The 17,634-nt window shown below is 64.0% G+C and carries 17 protein-coding genes; 14 read left to right on the forward strand and 3 right to left on the reverse strand.

The window, feature by feature from the left end; all coding sequences use genetic code 11:
* Nucleotides 1-66 precede the first annotated feature (66 nt).
* Complete coding sequence (gene hisC / locus BLV15_RS08275; protein WP_090226481.1) at nt 67-1,134, forward strand: histidinol-phosphate transaminase; 1,068 nt, start codon at nt 67-69, stop codon at nt 1,132-1,134.
* Between the two features lie 65 nt (nt 1,135-1,199).
* Here hisC and algW read toward each other — a convergent pair whose 3' ends face one another.
* A complete protein-coding gene (gene algW / locus BLV15_RS08280) occupies nt 1,200-2,375 on the reverse strand; it encodes a Do family serine endopeptidase AlgW (protein WP_090226483.1) in 1,176 nt (391 codons plus the stop codon).
* Between the two features lie 243 nt (nt 2,376-2,618).
* On the opposite strand from algW, the gene BLV15_RS08285 reads away from it, so the two are divergent.
* The 3 genes from BLV15_RS08285 (at nt 2,619) to cysN (ending at nt 6,328) form a co-directional block, all read left to right on the forward strand.
* A complete protein-coding gene (locus BLV15_RS08285) occupies nt 2,619-3,377 on the forward strand; it encodes a Nif3-like dinuclear metal center hexameric protein (RefSeq protein WP_090226486.1) in 759 nt (252 codons plus the stop codon).
* A 133-nt stretch (nt 3,378-3,510) separates the two neighbouring features.
* The gene (gene cysD / locus BLV15_RS08290; RefSeq protein ID WP_090226488.1) at nt 3,511-4,428 is read left to right on the forward strand and encodes a sulfate adenylyltransferase subunit CysD; all 918 of its coding nucleotides are present in this window, start codon (nt 3,511-3,513) and stop codon (nt 4,426-4,428) included.
* A gap of 1 nt (nt 4,429) precedes the next feature.
* Nucleotides 4,430-6,328 (forward strand): sulfate adenylyltransferase subunit CysN, encoded by a 1,899-nt coding sequence (gene cysN / locus BLV15_RS08295; RefSeq protein ID WP_090226490.1) that lies wholly within the window; start codon nt 4,430-4,432, stop codon nt 6,326-6,328.
* Between the two features lie 242 nt (nt 6,329-6,570).
* Here the strand turns inward: cysN and BLV15_RS08300 are convergent, their stop codons facing one another.
* Nucleotides 6,571-7,011, reverse strand: a complete 441-nt coding sequence (locus BLV15_RS08300) for a Z-ring associated ZapG family protein (protein WP_090226492.1) — start codon at nt 7,009-7,011, stop codon at nt 6,571-6,573.
* A 229-nt stretch (nt 7,012-7,240) separates the two neighbouring features.
* Here BLV15_RS08300 and BLV15_RS08305 point away from each other — a divergent pair, with 229 nt between their 5' ends.
* From BLV15_RS08305 to zapE, 3 genes are all read left to right on the forward strand, one after another.
* Nucleotides 7,241-7,870 carry an alpha/beta hydrolase gene (locus tag BLV15_RS08305; protein WP_090226495.1) on the forward strand — a complete coding sequence of 210 codons (630 nt, stop codon included), beginning with the start codon at nt 7,241-7,243 and terminating at the stop codon, nt 7,868-7,870.
* A 26-nt stretch (nt 7,871-7,896) separates the two neighbouring features.
* Nucleotides 7,897-9,252, forward strand: coding sequence for a tryptophan--tRNA ligase (locus tag BLV15_RS08310; RefSeq protein ID WP_090226497.1), 1,356 nt, complete (start codon nt 7,897-7,899; stop codon nt 9,250-9,252).
* Nucleotides 9,253-9,446: 194 nt separating this feature from the next.
* On the forward strand, nt 9,447-10,538 hold the full coding sequence (gene zapE, locus BLV15_RS08315) for a cell division protein ZapE (protein WP_090226500.1): 1,092 nt from the start codon (nt 9,447-9,449) through the stop codon (nt 10,536-10,538).
* 60 nt (nt 10,539-10,598) lie between these two features.
* Here zapE and BLV15_RS08320 read toward each other — a convergent pair whose 3' ends face one another.
* Nucleotides 10,599-11,492, reverse strand: coding sequence for a GlxA family transcriptional regulator (locus BLV15_RS08320; RefSeq protein ID WP_175534334.1), 894 nt, complete (start codon nt 11,490-11,492; stop codon nt 10,599-10,601).
* A 260-nt stretch (nt 11,493-11,752) separates the two neighbouring features.
* Here BLV15_RS08320 and BLV15_RS08325 point away from each other — a divergent pair, with 260 nt between their 5' ends.
* The 7 genes from BLV15_RS08325 (at nt 11,753) to BLV15_RS08355 (ending at nt 17,604) form a co-directional block, all read left to right on the forward strand.
* Complete coding sequence (locus BLV15_RS08325) at nt 11,753-12,889, forward strand: acyl-CoA dehydrogenase family protein (RefSeq protein WP_090226505.1); 1,137 nt, start codon at nt 11,753-11,755, stop codon at nt 12,887-12,889.
* 51 nt (nt 12,890-12,940) lie between these two features.
* Nucleotides 12,941-13,663, forward strand: coding sequence for a deoxyribonuclease V (gene nfi, locus BLV15_RS08330; protein ID WP_090226508.1), 723 nt, complete (start codon nt 12,941-12,943; stop codon nt 13,661-13,663).
* Between the two features lie 266 nt (nt 13,664-13,929).
* A complete protein-coding gene (gene rplM / locus BLV15_RS08335; RefSeq protein ID WP_090226511.1) occupies nt 13,930-14,358 on the forward strand; it encodes a 50S ribosomal protein L13 in 429 nt (142 codons plus the stop codon).
* Between the two features lie 14 nt (nt 14,359-14,372).
* Nucleotides 14,373-14,765, forward strand: a complete 393-nt coding sequence (gene rpsI, locus BLV15_RS08340) for a 30S ribosomal protein S9 (protein ID WP_090226514.1) — start codon at nt 14,373-14,375, stop codon at nt 14,763-14,765.
* A gap of 252 nt (nt 14,766-15,017) precedes the next feature.
* Complete coding sequence (gene petA / locus BLV15_RS08345; protein WP_090226516.1) at nt 15,018-15,611, forward strand: ubiquinol-cytochrome c reductase iron-sulfur subunit; 594 nt, start codon at nt 15,018-15,020, stop codon at nt 15,609-15,611.
* A complete protein-coding gene (locus tag BLV15_RS08350; protein ID WP_090226519.1) occupies nt 15,611-16,822 on the forward strand; it encodes a cytochrome b in 1,212 nt (403 codons plus the stop codon). The genes petA and BLV15_RS08350 overlap by 1 nt, the downstream gene beginning before the upstream one ends.
* Entirely contained in the window at nt 16,822-17,604 is a 783-nt protein-coding gene (locus BLV15_RS08355) for a cytochrome c1 (protein WP_090226522.1), read from the forward strand. The genes BLV15_RS08350 and BLV15_RS08355 overlap by 1 nt, the downstream gene beginning before the upstream one ends.
* Nucleotides 17,605-17,634 lie beyond the last annotated feature (30 nt).

Genomic DNA, 17,634 nt, shown 5'->3' on the forward strand with positions numbered 1-17,634 from the left:
CTTCGTGCATCGAGCGAAGCGATACCCGTCACCCCTAATGCAACGTATTCGAGGAGAGAAGGGCAGATGAGCAAATTCTGGAGCCCCTTCGTCAAGAACCTGGTGCCCTACGTGCCGGGCGAGCAGCCGAAACTGACCAAACTGGTCAAGCTGAACACCAACGAGAACCCCTATGGCCCGTCGCCGAAAGCGATCGCCGCCATGCAGGCCGAGCTGGGCGACGCCCTGCGCCTGTACCCGGACCCGAACGGCGAGCGCCTCAAGCAGGCGGTCGCCGCGTTCCATGGCGTGCGCGCGGAGCAGGTCTTCGTCGGCAACGGTTCCGACGAGGTCCTGGCCCACGCGTTCTACGGGCTGTTCCAGCACGACCAGCCGCTGCTGTTCCCGGACATCAGCTACAGCTTCTATCCGGTCTATTGCGGCCTCTACGGCATCGATTACCGCACCGTACCGCTGGATGACGCCTTCCAGATCCGCATCGAGGATTACGCGCAGCCCAACGGCGGCATCGTCTTCCCCAACCCGAACGCGCCGACCGGCTGCCTGCTCGGTCTCGACGCCATCGAGCAACTGCTCGGTGCCAACCCCGATTCGGTGGTGCTGGTCGACGAGGCGTACATCGACTTCGGCGGCGTCAGCGCGGTGAGCCTGGTGGACCGCTATCCGAACCTGCTGGTCTGCCAGACCTTGTCGAAGTCGCGCTCGCTGGCCGGGTTGCGCGTCGGCCTGGCGATCGGTCACCCGCAGCTGATCGAAGCGCTGGAACGGATCAAGAACAGCTTCAACTCCTACCCGCTGGATCGCATCGCCATCGCCGGCGCGGCGGCGGCGTTCGAGGACCAGGCGTATTTCGAGCAGACCTGCGCGGCGGTGATCGACAGCCGCGAGAAGCTGGTGGGCGAGCTGAAGGGGCTGGGGTTCGAGGTGTTGCCGTCGGCGGCGAACTTCGTCTTCGCCCGGCATCCGCAGCGCGATGCGGCGCAGCTGGCGGCCGGGGTGCGCGAGCAGGGCGTCATCGTGCGACACTTCACGGCGCCGCGCATCGCCCAGTTCCTGCGCATCAGCATCGGTACGCCGGAGCAGAACGCGGCGTTGATCGAGGCGCTGTCCGGGCTGGGCCTGCCGCAGGCCTGAGCGAAGCACGGGTAAGAAAAGGCCGGGGCGCGTCGTGCGTCCCGGCCTTTTTCGTTGCGGCGGGCCTACTTCTTGTTCGGCGTCGCGGCCGGGGCAGGGGGCGCCGGGGGCGGGCGCACGCCGACCGGAGCCTTGAAACTCAGCGGCTTGCCGTTGCGCAGCACGTCGATGGTGACGTTCTCGCCGGGGTGCACGCGGGCGACCTGGTTCATCGCCGCGCGACCGTCCCGCGCGGTCACGCCGTCGATGCTGACGATCACGTCGCCGGGTTGCAGGCCGGCCTTCTGCGCGGGGCCTCCGTTATAGACGCCAGCCACCAGCACGCCGCTGTCCAGCTTGAACGAGGTCGCCAGTTCGGGCGTCAACTGCTGCACCTCGATCCCCAGCCAGCCGCGGATCACCTGGCCGTGCTCGATGATCGCTTCCATCACTTCCTGGGCCAGCTTCACCGGGATGGCGAAGCCGATGCCCAGCGAGCCGCCGCTGGTGCTGTTGGAGAAGATCGCGGTGTTGATGCCGATCAGATTGCCCTGCACGTCGACCAGCGCCCCGCCGGAGTTGCCGGGGTTGATCGCGGCGTCGGTCTGGATGAAGTCGGCGTAGGTGTTCAGCTTCTGGTCCTGGTAGCGGCCGGTGGCGCTGATGATGCCCATGGTCACCGTCTGGCCGACGCCGAAGGGGTTGCCGATGGCCAGCACGACGTCGCCGACGGCGATGTCGTCGGAGCGGCCGAGGGTGATCGCGGGCAGCTTCGGCAGGTCGATCTTGAGTACCGCGAGGTCGGTTTCCGGATCGCTGCCGACCACCCGGGCGAGGGCGTCGCGGCCGTCCTTGAGGGCCACGATGATCTGGTCGGCGCCGGCGGTGACGTGGTTGTTGGTCAGCAGGTAGCCTTCGTGGCTCATGATCACCGCCGAGCCGAGGCTCGACTCCATGCGCCGCTGGCGGGGCATGTTGTCACCGAAGAAGCGGCGGAACAGCGGGTCGTCGAGCAGCGGGTTGCTGGCCTTGTTGATCACCTTGGTGGTGTACAGGTTGGCTACCGCCGGCGCCGCGGCGACCACCGCGCTGGCGTAGGACACCGGGCCCTGGCGCTGCGGCAGGATCGAGATCGGCGCCTGCTGCAGGTTGACCTCGTGGCTGGGTATGCCGACCCACTCGGGATAGCGCTGAATGATCAGCATCGCCAGCAGCAAACCCACCACCAGGGGCCAGGCGAAGAAGCGCAGAGCCTTGAGCATCGCAGGAAAGTCTCGTCGGGAAATGGAGCGCGCCGTATCGGCGTCGCGGGTCGTACTGGCAGCGGTGCGGCGCGGATCGGTCCCCGCGCGGCGCCCGAAGTGGCGGCATTATAAGGGCTGGCCGGGTAAAAACGAGGGGCAGCGGTTTCACCTGCTGCCGCGCTTTTCCGTAGTATGGGCGGCCCTTGCCGAAGCCTGCCTCCGGGCCGGTTTCTCGTCCCGAACCCTTGCGTGGAGAAGCCCATGGCTGTCGCCCTGAGTGCCCTGGTCGAAGAGGCCGATCGTTACCTGAATGCCGCACGCATCCAGGATTACTGCCCCAATGGCCTGCAGGTCGAAGGACGACCGCAGGTGCAGCGGATCGTCAGCGGCGTGACCGCGAGCCAGGCCCTGCTGGACGCCGCGGCCGAGGTCGAGGCGGACGTGGTGCTGGTCCATCACGGTTACTTCTGGAAGAGCGAAGATCCCTGCGTGGTCGGCATGAAGCGCCGCCGCCTGAAGACCCTGCTGGTCCACGACATGAGCCTGCTGGCCTATCACCTGCCGCTGGACGTGCATGCCGAGGTCGGCAACAACGTGCAGCTGGCGCGCCAGCTCGACCTGATCGTCGAGGGCCCGCTGGAGCCGGAGAATCCGCGCAACGTGGCGCTGGTAGGTTCGCTCGCCGAACCCATGGCGGCGCGCGATTTCGCCCGGCGCGTGCAGAACGTCCTGCTGCGCGAACCGCTGCTGATCGAGGGCGATACGCCGATCCAGCGGGTCGCCTGGTGCACGGGCGGGGCGCAGGGCTACATCGATCAGGCGATCGCCGCCGGCGTCGACCTGTACCTCACCGGCGAGGCGTCGGAGCAGACCTTCCACAGCGCGCGGGAGAATGGCGTGAGCTTCATCGCCGCCGGCCACCACGCCACGGAGCGCTATGGCGTGCAGGCGCTAGGCGATTATCTGGCGCGCCGATTCGCCCTCGAACACCTGTTCATCGATTGCCCCAACCCGATCTGAGCAGGCGTTTCCGAGGGCATAACGCTAGATCGTTTCGATCTAGATGGCTCCCTGAATAGAAGAAGGCGCTGTGCTAGAGTGCGCGCTCGTCCACGGCCCGTCTGGCCGTATGTACCGATATCCGTGAGTAACCATGGTCGACAAACTGACGCATCTGAAGCAGCTGGAAGCCGAGAGCATCCACATCATTCGCGAGGTCGCCGCCGAGTTCGACAACCCGGTGATGCTGTATTCCATCGGCAAGGATTCCGCCGTGATGCTGCATCTGGCGCGCAAGGCCTTCTTCCCCGGCAAGCTGCCGTTCCCGGTCATGCACGTCGACACGCGCTGGAAATTCCAGGAGATGTACCGTTTCCGCGACAAGATGGTCGCCGAGATGGGCCTCGATCTGATCACCCACATCAACCCGGACGGCGTGGCGCAGAACATCAACCCCTTCACCCACGGCAGTGCCAAGCACACCGACATCATGAAGACCGAAGGGCTGAAGCAGGCGCTCGACAAGTACGGTTTCGATGCGGCCTTCGGTGGCGCGCGGCGCGACGAAGAGAAGTCTCGTGCCAAGGAGCGCGTGTATTCCTTCCGCGACAGCAAGCACCGCTGGGACCCGAAGAACCAGCGTCCGGAGCTGTGGAACGTCTACAACGGCAAAGTGAAGAAGGGCGAGTCGATCCGCGTGTTCCCGCTCTCCAACTGGACCGAGCTGGACATCTGGCAGTACATCTATCTGGAACAGATCCCGATCGTGCCGCTGTATTTCGCCGCCGAGCGCGACGTCATCGAGAAGAACGGCACGCTGCTGATGATCGACGACGAGCGCATCCTCGAGTACCTCACGGACGAAGAGAAAGCCCGCATCCAGAAGAAGAGGGTGCGTTTCCGTACCCTCGGTTGCTACCCGCTGACCGGTGCGGTGGAGTCCGATGCGACCAGCCTCACCGACATCATCCAGGAAATGCTCCTGACCCGGACTTCCGAACGCCAGGGCCGCGTGATCGATCACGACGGCGCCGGCTCGATGGAAGAGAAAAAACGTCAGGGGTACTTTTGATATGTCGCACCAATCCGAACTGATCAGCGAGGACATCCTCGCCTACCTGGCCCAGCACGAACGCAAGGAGCTGCTGCGCTTCCTCACCTGCGGCAACGTCGACGACGGCAAGAGCACCCTGATCGGGCGCCTGCTGCACGACTCCAAGATGATCTACGAGGACCATCTGGAAGCCATCACCCGCGACTCCAAGAAGGTCGGCACCACCGGTGACGACATCGATCTGGCGCTGCTGGTCGACGGTCTGCAGGCCGAGCGCGAGCAGGGCATCACCATCGATGTCGCCTACCGCTATTTCTCCACCGCCAAGCGCAAGTTCATCATCGCCGACACCCCCGGCCATGAGCAGTACACCCGCAACATGGCCACCGGCGCGTCCACCTGCGACCTGGCGATCATCCTCATCGATGCGCGCTACGGCGTGCAGACGCAGACCAAGCGCCACAGCTTCATCGCCTCCCTGCTGGGCATCCGCCACATCGTCGTGGCGATCAACAAGATGGACATCAACGGTTTCGACCAGGCGGTGTTCGAGCAGATCAAGGCCGATTACCTGGCCTTCGCCGAGCACATCCAACTGAAGCCGACCACCCTCGAGTTCGTGCCGATGTCGGCGCTCAAGGGCGATAACGTGGTCAACCGCAGCGAGCGCTCGCCGTGGTACACCGGCAAGCCGCTGATGGAAATTCTCGAGACCGTGGAGATCGCCGGCGACCGCAATTTCGACGACATGCGCTTCCCGGTGCAGTATGTCAACCGGCCGAACCTGAACTTCCGCGGCTTCGCCGGCACCCTGGCCAGCGGCGTGGTGCACAAGGGCGACGACGTCGTCGTGCTGCCGTCGGGCAAGGGCAGCCGGGTCAAGTCCATCGTCACCTACGAGGGCGAACTGGAGCAGGCCGGGCCTGGCCAGGCGATCACCCTGACCCTGGAAGACGAGATCGACGTGTCGCGCGGCGACATGCTGGTGCACGCCGACAACCGTCCCCAGGTGGTCGACAGCTTCGACGCCATGCTGGTGTGGATGGCCGAAGAGCCGATGCTGCCGGGCAAGAAATACGACATCAAGCGCGCCACCAGCTACGTGCCGGGCTCGATCGCCAGCCTCGCCCACAAGATCGATATCAACGAACTGCAGGAAGTGCCGGCGAGCACCCTGGCGCTCAACGAGATCGGCAAGGTGCGCATCGCCCTGGATGCCTCCATCGCCCTCGACGGCTACGCGCAAAACCGCACCACCGGCGCCTTCATCGTCATCGACCGGCTCACCAACGGCACTGTCGGCGCCGGCATGATCGTCGCCCAGCCGCTCGGCAGCGGCGTTGGCGGTCATCACGGCGCGCTGGCGCACGTGTCCACCGAGGAGCGCGCCACGCGTTTCGGGCAGCAGCCGGCCACCGTGCTGTTCAGCGGCCTTTCCGGCGCGGGCAAGAGCACCCTGGCCTACGCGGTCGAGCGCAAGCTGTTCGATTCCGGCCGCGCGGTCTACGTGCTGGACGGCCAGAACCTGCGCCACGACCTGAACAAGGGCCTGCCGCAGGACCGTTCCGGGCGCACCGAGAACTGGCGCCGTGCCGCCCACGTGGCACGCCAGTTCAACGAGGCCGGCCTGCTGACGCTGGCCGCGTTCGTTGCCCCGGACGCCGAAGGGCGCGAGCAGGCGAAGACCCTCATCGGCGCGCAGCGGCTGATCACCGTGCACGTCAAGGCGTCCCTGGAAGCCTGCCGCGCGCGCGATCCGCAAGGGTTGTACGCCGCCGGGCAGGGCAACATCCCGGGCGATTCCTTCGCCTACGACGAGCCGCAGGATGCCGATCTGGTCATCGATACCGAACAGGTTTCGCTGGAAGAGGGTGTCAGGCAGGTGCTGGAGTTGCTTCGCCAGCGCGGCGCGATCTAACCCGGCACGCGGCCCGCGGCGTTGAAAGCCGCGGGATCGCCGGACAGGTTCTGAAACGCCGTACGCCAAAAAAGCCCCGCTCGTGCGGGGCTTTTTCGTGTCTGGAGCGCGCCTCGGGTGCCGCGCTTCTCGTCAGGCGTCAGGCGTCAGGCGCCAGGCGAGCTTCCGTGGTGCCGGTTTCACCGCGTGCGGCCAACAAAAAGCCCCGCATTGGCGGGGCTTTCGTCAACCAGTTTGCGACGTCAGTGGCGATTCTTCAGCCCGTAGCCTTCGGCCAGGGTGCCGGCGGTATCGGCGCTTTTCGGCGCGTAGTCCTTCGGCACTTCCACGCTCGCCGGCGGCGTCAGGCGTTCGCGCGGGCTGTAGGCTTCGTCGGCGTGCAGCGCGGCGAGCAGGCGCTGGCGCGTCAGCTCGTCCAGGGCCAGACGGTTGGCGCCGTCGGACAGGTGCTCCTGCACGTCCTGATAGCTCTGGGTGAGTTTCTTCACCAGGCCGGCGGTGGTGTTGAAGTGGGTGACCACTTCGCTCTGGTAGGTATCGAAGCGTTCCTGCAGATCGTCGAGTTGACGCTGCGTGCGATTGGGCGCGGCGTGCGGCAGCAGGCGGGCGACCAGAAAACCGATGGCGATGCCGGCGAGCAGGGTGAGGGCCGGTAGCAACCAGGCCGTAAGCGTCTGTTCCACGAGTCCTTCCTCTATAAACGGCTTTGCTTTACGTTACCGGCTCGGGCCTGGGCTGTATACCGCGATGCGTGTCGCCAGGCTTGTCGTCGCGGCTTTCATGACCGCGACGCCGGATGCGATCGAGGGATCTCGCGATCCCCCTGCCCGGTGGTTTTTCGCGCACTCCGCTGAAATCCGCCGGGGTTCAACCAAGACGAGTCGACCCGCCACGAGGTCACGGAGTTCCCCCTTGCTCAGCCGCGAAACCCCCTTGCTGCTCGACGGCCCCTGCGGCCAACTCGAAGCCCTTCACCTCGACCTGCCCGAGGCCCGTGGCCTGGCGCTGGTCTGCCATCCCAATCCGATCCAGGGCGGCACCATGCTGAACAAGGTGGTTTCCACCCTGCAGCGTTCCGCCCGCGATTCTGGCTACACGACGTTGCGTTTCAATTACCGCGGCGTCGGTGCCAGTGCCGGCGCCTCGGACATGCGCGAGGGCGAAGTGGACGATGCCGAGGCCGCGGCCGACTGGCTGCTGGCACAGCATCCGGGATTGCCGCTGACGCTGCTCGGCTTCTCCTTCGGCGGCTTCGTCGTGGCCAGCCTGGCGGCGCGCCTCGAGGCCCGCGGCATCGCCGTGCAGAAGGTGTTCATGATCGCGCCGGCAGTGATGCGCCTGGGTGCCGACTTCGTCCTGCCGTCGCACGGGCAGATCACCCTGATCCAGCCGGAGCAGGACGAGGTGATCGAGCCGCAGCGGGTGTTCGACTGGAGCGCTGCGCAGGCGCGTGCCCATGAGCTGCTGAAAGTGGCAGAATGCGGCCACTTTTTTCACGGCAAACTGACCGATCTGAAAGATCTGCTGCTGCCTCGCCTCTGACCGAACGCCGCCAACAAGCGAACGCCATGACCACACGCATCCTCACCGGAATCACCACCACCGGCACGCCGCACCTGGGCAACTACGCCGGCGCCATTCGCCCGGCGATCGTCGCCAGCCGCGATCCGCAGGCGGATTCGTTCTATTTCCTCGCCGACTACCACGCGCTGATCAAGTGCGACGACCCGCTGCGCATCCAGCGCTCGCGCCTGGAGATCGCCGCCACCTGGCTGGCCTGTGGGCTGGACCCCGAGCGCGCGACCTTCTACCGGCAGTCGGACATCCCGGAAATCCCCGAGCTGACCTGGCTGCTCACCTGTGTCGCCGGCAAGGGCCTGCTCAACCGGGCGCACGCCTACAAGGCGTCGGTGGACAAGAACCTGGAGAACGGCGAGGACCCGGATGCCGGCGTGACCATGGGCCTGTTCAGCTACCCGATCCTGATGGCCGCCGACATCCTGATGTTCAATGCGCACAAGGTGCCGGTCGGGCGTGACCAGATTCAGCACGTGGAAATGGCCCGCGACATCGGCCAGCGCTTCAATCACCTGTTCGGTGCCGGCAAGGAGCTCTTCACCCTGCCCGAGGCGGTGATCGAGGAGGGCGTGGCGACGCTGCCGGGCCTGGACGGGCGCAAGATGTCGAAGAGCTACGACAACACCATCCCGCTGTTCGGCAGCGCCAGGCAGCTCAAGGATGCCATCGCCCGCATCGTCACCGACTCGCGCGCCCCCGGCGAGCCGAAGGACCCGGACAACTCGCACCTGTTCACCCTCTACCAGGGCTTCGCCACGCCCACCCAGCAGGCGGCTTTCCGTGACGAGCTGCTCAGCGGCCTGGCCTGGGGCGAAGCCAAGCAGCGCCTGTTCCAGCTGCTCGACGACGAGCTCGGCGAGGCGCGCGAACGCTACCACGCGCTGGTCGAGCGTCCGTCCGATCTGGAGGACATCCTCCTTGCCGGCGCCGCCAAGGCGCGCAGAACCGCCACGCCGTTCCTCGAGCAGTTGCGCGAGTCGGTCGGCCTGCGCTCGTTCCGCAGCCAGGCACAGGGCCCTGCCGGCGGCAGGAAGAAGGCCGCCAAGGGTGCGCGGTTCGTCAGCTTCCGCGAGCGCGACGGCAGCTTCCACTTCCGCTTGCTCGCCGCCGATGGCGAAGAACTGCTGCTCTCGCGTGCCTTCGCCGACCCCAAGGCGGCGGGTGCCGCCAGCCAGCGCGTGGTCGAGGAGGGCGCCGACGCGCTCGACCTGCGCGCCGGTGCCAATCGCTTCGCGCTGTGGCTCGATGGCGAGCTGCTGGCGCAGAGTCCGGCCTACGCCGACGCGTCGCAGCGTGATGCCGGCATGGCGCGGCTGCGCGAGGCGCTCGCCAGCCTCGCCGCCTGACGGAACATAGTGGCGCGCGCGTTCTCCAACGACCTGCGCCACGCAGCGCCGCGGTCCTCGCGGCGCCCTCATCGCTGGCAACCGTCCGCCTTACCTGCAACCGTGAGGACAGTGCCTTGAACGACCTCAGCCAATTGCCAACCCCGGAGGCCGCCGCTAAAGTGTCGGCCCCGCTTCACGACCCCGACTCGGCCATGACCCCTCTTGAGCGCTATCAGGCTGACCTGAAACGTCCCGACTTCTTCCACGATGCGGCGCAGGAAACAGCCGTGCGGCATCTGCAACGCCTGTATGACGATCTGGTGGCGGAGCAGAACAAATCCGGCCTGCTGGGCAAGCTGTTCGGCAAGAAGCGCCAGGGGCCGATCAAGGGCCTGTACTTCTGGGGCGGCGTCGGCCGCGGCAAGACCTACCTGGTCGATACCTTCTTCGACGCGTTGCCGTTCAAGGAAAAGACCCGCACGCACTTCCACCGCTTCATGAAGCGCGTGCATGAGGAAATGAAGACCCTCAAGGGCGAGAAGAACCCGCTGACCATCATCGGCAAGCGTTTCGCCGACGAGAGCCGGGTGATCTGCTTCGACGAGTTCTTCGTCTCCGACATCACCGACGCGATGATCCTGGCGACCCTGCTCGAGGAGCTGTTCAAGAACGGCGTGAGCCTGGTGGCGACTTCCAACATCGTCCCCGACGGCCTCTACAAGGACGGCCTGCAGCGCGCGCGCTTCCTGCCCGCCATCGAGCTGTTGAAGAAGCACACCGAGATCGTCAACGTCGACAGCGGCGTCGACTACCGCCTGCGCGCGCTGGAGCAGGCCGAGCTGTTCCACTGGCCGCTTTCCGCCGAGGTCGATGCGCTCATGGCGCAGAGCTTCGTCAGCTTGCTGCACGACTGCGAGCACGCCGAGGACGATGTCGACCTGATGATCGAGAACCGCGCGATCCATGCGCGCCGGGTCTGCCAGGACGTCGCCTGGTTCGACTTCCGCGATATCTGCGACGGCCCGCGCAGCCAGAACGACTACATCGAGCTGGGCAAGATCTACCACGCGGTGCTGGTTTCCAAGGTCGAGAAGATGGACGCCGCGAAGGACGACATGGCGCGCCGCTTCATCAACCTGGTGGACGAGTTCTACGACCGCAACGTCAAGCTCATCCTCTCCGCTGAGGTCGAGTTGAAGGACCTCTACAGCGGCGGCCGGCTGACCTTCGAGTTCCAGCGCACCCTCAGCCGTCTGCTGGAAATGCAGTCGCACGAGTTCCTCGCGCGCCCGCACCGTCCCTGACCCGTTGCGCGGCGCGCGTCTGCTCGCCGCGCCGGCCGGAATCCTTTTCTTCCCGAATGCTCACGCGTCCTTGCGGTGGAACTGCTGCCGATAGCGGTTCGGCGACAGCTCGGTGTGCTGGCGGAAGAGGCGGGCGAAGAAGCTCGCGTCGTCGTAACCCACTTCGTAGCTGATCGTCTTGATGCTCTTGCGCGTCGCCGAGAGCAGGCCCTTGGCCGTCTCGATGCGCAGGCGTTGCAGGTAATGCAGCGGTTTGTCGCCGGTGGCGGCCTGGAAGCGGCGCATGAAATTGCGAATGCTCATGCCGTGTTCGCGGGCGACGTCCTCGAAACGGAACTTGTCGGCGAAGTGCTCCTCCAGCCAGTGCTGAATCTGCAGCACGGCGACGTCCTGGTGCAGCTTCTGCCCGCCGAAGCCGATCCTCCCCGGCGTGTAGCTGCGTTGCACCTCGAAGAGGATGTCGCGCGACACGCCCTGTGCCACGGCGGCGCCGCAGAAACGTTCGATCAGGTAGATGTAGAGGTCGCAGGCGGAGGTCACGCCGCCGGCGCAGTAGAGGTTGTCGGCGTCGGTGAGGTGCTTGTCCTGGTTCAGTTGCACGCGCGGATAACGGCGGGCGAACTCCTCATGGAAGCGCCAGTAGGTGGTCGCTTCCTTGCCATCGAGCAGCCCGGCCTCGGCCATCCAGAACACTCCGGTGGCCTCGCCGCAGATGGCGCCTCCGGCGGCGTGGCAGTCGCGCAACCACTGAAGAACCTGCGGATGTCGCTCGCGCAGCGCGTCGAAGTTGCCCCAGAACGCTGGCAGGATGATCGCGTCGGCGGCTTGCAGTCCTCCATTCACCGGGATGCTGACGTCGCTGAAGCTTCGTACCGGGCGGCCGTCGGGGCTCACCAGCTGGATCTCCAGCGTAGGGCCCAGGCCGAGCTGCTTGCCGTGGCGCACGCTGGCCATGTGGAAGAAGTCTTTTGCCTGCATCAGCGTCGAGCCGAAGGAGCCTTCGGTGGCGAGAATACTGACCCGCAGGGGCACGGAGGTCGCGTTGGGCATGCTCTTGTTCTTATAGGTAAATAGTGGGGTATAAGCGTCAGTTTCCGGCAGGATCGTCTTATTTTTTGTCGCTTGTGTCCAGTGTGTAGCGGGTCGGCGTGGCCTACAGTCTCGGGCTCATGCTGCCTACAACTCCAATAACAGACGCATCCGAAGGTGATCCGATGATTCCCAGAACTCCGTTCAATTCCGACCACGAACTCTTTCGCGACAGCGTGCGCAAGTTCCTCGAACAGGAGGCGGTGCCGTTTCACGCACAGTGGGAGAAGGACGGTCACGTCGATCGGAGCCTCTGGAACAAGGCCGGCGAGGCGGGGATGCTCTGCTCGCATCTGCCGGAGGAATACGGCGGCATGGCGGCGGATTTTCTCTACAGCACCGTGGTGATCGAAGAGGTCGGCCGGCTGGGCCTGACCGGTATCGGCTTCTCGCTGCATTCGGACATCGTCGCGCCTTACATCCTGCATTACGGCAGTGAGGCGCTGAAACAGAAGTACCTGCCGCGGATGGTGACGGGCGAACTGGTCACGGCCATCGCGATGACCGAGCCGGGCGCCGGGTCCGACCTGCAGGGCGTCAAGACCACCGCGGTGGCGGATGGCGACGAGTACGTCATCAACGGCTCGAAGACCTTCATCACCAACGGTTTTCTCGCCGACCTGGTGATCGTCGTCGCCAAGACCGATCCCAAGGCGGGCGCCAAGGGTACCAGCCTGTTCCTGGTCGAGGCGGGAACGCCCGGCTTTTCCAAGGGCAAGCGCCTGGAAAAGGTCGGCATGAAGGCACAGGACACCTCCGAGCTGTTCTTCCAGGATGTACGGGTGCCGAAGGAAAACCTCCTCGGCCAGGCCGGAATGGGCTTCGCCTACCTGATGCAGGAACTGCCTCAGGAGCGCCTCACTGTCGGTATCGGCGCCATGGCCTCGGCCGAGGCGGCGCTGAAGTGGACGCTGGATTACACCCGCGAGCGCAAGGCGTTCGGCAAGGCCATCGCGGATTTCCAGAACACCCGTTTCAAGCTCGCCGAAATGGCCACTGAAATACAGATCGGTCGGGTGTTCCTCGATCGCTGTCTCGAACTGCACCTGGACGGCAAGCTCGACGTGCCGACGGCGGCGATGCTCAAGTACTGGAGCACCGACCTGCAATGCAAGGTGCTCGACGAGTGCGTGCAGTTGCATGGCGGTTACGGCTTCATGTGGGAATACCCGGTTGCCCGCGCCTGGGCCGACGCTCGGGTGCAGCGCATCTACGCCGGCACCAACGAGATCATGAAGGAAATCATCGCGCGCACGCTCTAGCGAACCCGTCGGCCATGCGCTCGTCAAATCCGGATCACAGAGGAGAAGCGCATGTCCGAGGTCGTCACTTCGGCGAATTCAGTGTTCCAGGACTGGGACGGCAGCGTGGCCAGCGCCCGTGCCCTGCAGACCGCGCTCGCCGGGCAGGTTCGTATCGTCGATGACTATCCGCCACTGCAGGTGATCGCCGGTGTCGACGTCGGTTTCGAGGAGGGCGGCGCCGTCACTCGCGCCGCGGCGGTGCTCCTCGACGCGCAGACGCTGCTGCCCGTGGCGCAGTCCGTGGCTCGGGTTCCCACCAGCATGCCCTATGTGCCGGGCCTGTTGTCCTTCCGCGAGCTGCCGGCATTGCTGGCGGTGCTGGAATCGCTGCCGCGGGTGCCGGATCTGATCGTCTGCGACGGCCAGGGGATCGCTCATCCTCGACGCCTGGGGATAGCCTCGCATCTGGGCGTGGTAACGGGGCTACCGACGATTGGCGTGGCGAAGAACATCCTCTGTGGCGAGCACGGCGAGCTGGGCGTCCAGCGAGGCGCGAAGGTGCCGCTCGAGCATCGGGGAGACATGATTGGTTGGGTCCTGCGCAGCAAGGACGGCGTGCGTCCGCTGATCGTTTCTCCGGGGCATCGGGTCTCCATGCAGTCGGCTGTCGAGTTGGTTCTTGGCTGGGGACGCGGCTATCGATTGCCGGAGCCGACGCGTCTGGCCGACCGCCTGGCGTCCCGCCGAGGACCGATGCCGGGGGCGGAGTCGCGGACGATGGAGCTGTTCTGAAGGCGGAGCCATTGCCCGAAAATGAAAAATCGGGTTGCTATTTCTGCAGTAATCGGCATAATTCCGCGGCTTTCTCGACGGGGATGCCTAGCTCGTTGGGATTGAAGGTGGGGATGCCTAGCCCGCCGAACCCTTTGCCGTAGCGGACGCGCTGACCCGAGCCCCCGATAGCGTCTGTTTCCGGCCGACCCTGACCTTGTCAGGGCAAGCACTATTAAGTAAGATTCGCCGTCTATTTTTCAGGGCGGCCCCTGAGGCTATAACGAATGAAGACTTTTACTGCGAAACCGGAAACCGTTAAGCGCGACTGGTACGTCGTCGACGCTGCCGGCCAGACCCTGGGTCGTCTGGCCACCGAAATTGCCAGCCGCCTGCGTGGCAAGCACAAGCCCGAATACACTCCGCACGTTGATACCGGCGACTACATCGTCGTGATCAATGCCGAGCAGGTTCGTGTTACCGGTGCCAAAACCACCGACAAAATGTACTACTCGCACTCCGGTTTCCCGGGTGGCATCAAGTCGATCAACTTCGAGAAGCTGATCGCCAAAGCCCCTGAGCGTGTGATCGAGACCGCGGTCAAAGGCATGCTGCCGAAGAACCCGCTGGGTCGCGACATGTATCGCAAGCTGAAGGTGTACAAGGGTGCCGCTCACCCGCACACCGCTCAGCAGCCTCAAGAACTGAAGTTTTAACGGGATAGCTCATTATGTCGGCGACTCAAAATTACGGCACTGGCCGTCGTAAGACCGCTACCGCTCGCGTCTTCCTGCGTCCGGGTACTGGCAACATCTCTATCAACAACCGCAGCCTGGACCAGTTCTTCGGTCGCGAAACCGCCCGCATGGTGGTTCGTCAGCCGCTGGAACTGACCGAGACCGTCGAGAAGTTCGACATCTACGTCACCGTTCTCGGTGGTGGTGTCAGCGGTCAGGCCGGCGCGATTCGCCACGGCATCACCCGTGCGCTGATGGACTACGACGAGTCCCTTCGTCCTGCCCTGCGCAAAGCTGGCTTCGTTACTCGCGATGCCCGTGAAGTCGAACGTAAGAAGGTCGGTCTGCGTAAAGCGCGTAAGCGTCCGCAGTACTCCAAGCGTTAATTCGCTGGACCTCAAAAAACGCCCATCTCCTTGCGGATCTGGGCGTTTTTTTATGCGCGATCGCTTTTGGTGTGACAACTTGACGCATCGTTGGAGTCCCCGTCGCACAAGGCGTTCAGCTGATTTGGGTCAGGTAATTACCTTGTCAGAAAAGGGGCTTTTCTTTACCATCTGGCAACTTTTTGCGCGACCCGAAATTTACCTAGTAGATGCCTGAACCAACAGGCCACAAAGCTGATGGGAGACGACTTAATGAGCAATGACGGCGTGAATGCTGGCCGGCGTCGCTTCCTCGTAGCAGCCACCTCCGTGGTGGGTGCTGCAGGAGCGGCGGGTGCCGCGGTCCCGTTTGTGGGATCGTGGTTCCCAAGCGCCAAGGCCAAGGCCGCAGGCGCACCGGTGAAGGTGAACATCAGCAAGATCGAGCCGGGTCAGCAAATGATTGCTGAGTGGCGCGGCCAGCCGGTGTTCATCGTTCGCCGCACCGAGGAGATTCTGAAGAATCTGGACAAGGTGGCTGCCAACGTGGCGGACCCGGAGTCCAAGGCGTCGGTTCAACCGTCCTACGTCGATCCGAAACTGCGTTCGATCAAGCCGGAAATTCTCATTCTCGTGGGGCTCTGCACGCACCTTGGGTGCTCCCCGTCGTATCGTCCGGAAGTCGCTCCCGCCGACCTGGGGGCTGAATGGGTCGGTGGTTACTTCTGCCCATGCCATGGTTCCAAATATGACCTGGCCGGTCGCGTCTACAAATCGCAACCTGCTCCCTTGAACCTGCCGGTACCGCCGCATTCCTACGAATCGGATGCAGTGATCGTCGTCGGTGTGGACCAGGAGAAAGCCTGATGAGCAAATTCATGGAATGGGTCGATGCGCGCTTCCCCGCGACCAAGATGTGGGAAGACCATCTGTCCAAGTACTACGCACCGAAGAACTTCAACTTCTTCTATTTCTTTGGCTCCCTGGCGCTGCTGGTGCTTGTCAACCAGATTCTGACCGGTGTCTGGCTGACCATGAGCTTCACGCCGTCCGCCGAGGAAGCCTTCGCTTCCGTCGAATACATCATGCGCGACGTGGAGTACGGCTGGATCATCCGCTACATGCACTCGACGGGTGCCTCGGCGTTTTTCGTGGTGGTCTACCTGCACATGTTCCGCGGCCTGCTTTATGGTTCGTACCAGAAGCCACGCGAGCTGGTCTGGATCTTCGGCATGATGATCTACCTCGCGCTGATGGCCGAGGCCTTCATGGGCTATCTGCTGCCGTGGGGCCAGATGTCGTACTGGGGCGCGCAGGTGATCATTTCGCTGTTCGGTGCCATCCCAGTGATCGGCGATGACCTGACCCAGTGGATTCGCGGCGACTACCTGATCTCCGGCATCACCCTCAACCGCTTCTTCGCGTTGCACGTGATCGCACTGCCGATCGTTCTTCTCGGTCTGGTTGTGCTGCACATCCTGGCGTTGCACGAAGTCGGGTCGAACAACCCGCAGGGTGTGGACATCAAGAAGAAGAAGGACGAGAACGGCATTCCGCTCGACGGGATTCCTTTCCATCCCTACTACACCGTCAAGGACATCGTCGGCGTAGTGGTCTTCCTCTTCGTGTTCTGCGCGGTGATCTTCTTCTTCCCGGAAATGGGTGGGTATTTCCTCGAGAAGCCCAACTTCGAAGTGGCCAACGCCTTCAAGACGCCCGAGCACATCGCTCCGGTGTGGTACTTCACGCCGTTCTACGCGATTCTCCGCGCCGTTCCGGACAAGCTCATGGGCGTCATCGCCATGGGGGCGGCGATTGCCGTGCTGTTCGTGCTGCCCTGGCTCGACCGTAGCCCGGTCAAGTCGATGATGTACAAGGGTTGGTTGAGCAAGGTGTGGCTGGCAGTTTTCTGCATCGCCTTCGTCATTCTGGGCGTGCTTGGCGTGCTGGCTCCGACTCCGGAGCGCACCTTGGCATCTCGGATCTGTACCGTTCTGTATTTCGCGTACTTCATCCTGATGCCGTTCTATACCAAGCTCGAGAAGACCAAACCGGTTCCGGAAAGGGTGAATGGCTGATGAAAAAGCAACTCGCTGCACTGATTTTTGCAATCCTGCCGGTATTCACCTTTGCCGCTGGTGGTCATGACGTCCATCTAGACAAGGTCGATGTCGACCTGTCCGACAAGGCTGCCATGCAGGACGGTTTGCGCACGTTCGCCAACTACTGCATGGGCTGCCACAGTGCGCAGTTCCAGCGTTACGAGCGCGTGGCCAAGGATCTCGGCATTCCCGAAGAAGTGATGCTGGAGAACGTGGTGCTCACCGGTGCCAAGATCGGCGACCACATGAAGAACGGCATGCATCCGGCCGACGCCAAGGTCTGGTTCGGCGCCGCGCCGCCGGATCTGACGCTGGTCGCCCGCGTTCGTGGCAACGACTGGCTGTACAGCTACCTGCGTGCTTTCTACGAAGACCCGGCGCGTCCTTGGGGTGTGAACAACAAGGTGTTCCCGAACGTTGGCATGCCCAACGTGCTGGGTAAACTGCAGGGCCGCCAGGTGGTGGGTTGCAAGCAGGTCCAACTGGTCGATGACGGCAAGAAGCAGTTCGATCCGCTCACCGGCACGCCGATTACCCACGAGGCGTGCGACCAGCTCACCGTCCTTCCGAATACCGGTGCCCAAACCGAAGAGCAGTTCGATGAAACGGTCAAGAATCTCGTGACCTTCCTCGCTTACTCGGCCAACCCGGTCAAACTGGAAAGCCAGCGCATCGGCACCTACGTGCTGCTGTATCTTGCCTTCTTCTTCGTGTTCGCCTACCTGCTCAAGCGCGAATACTGGAAAGACGTGCATTGATTCGCTGAGCGATTCATCTGATCCAACGCG

The sequence above is a fragment of the Pseudomonas kuykendallii genome (assembly GCF_900106975.1).
In the GTDB taxonomy this organism is placed as follows: Bacteria; Pseudomonadota; Gammaproteobacteria; order Pseudomonadales; family Pseudomonadaceae; genus Pseudomonas_O; species Pseudomonas_O kuykendallii.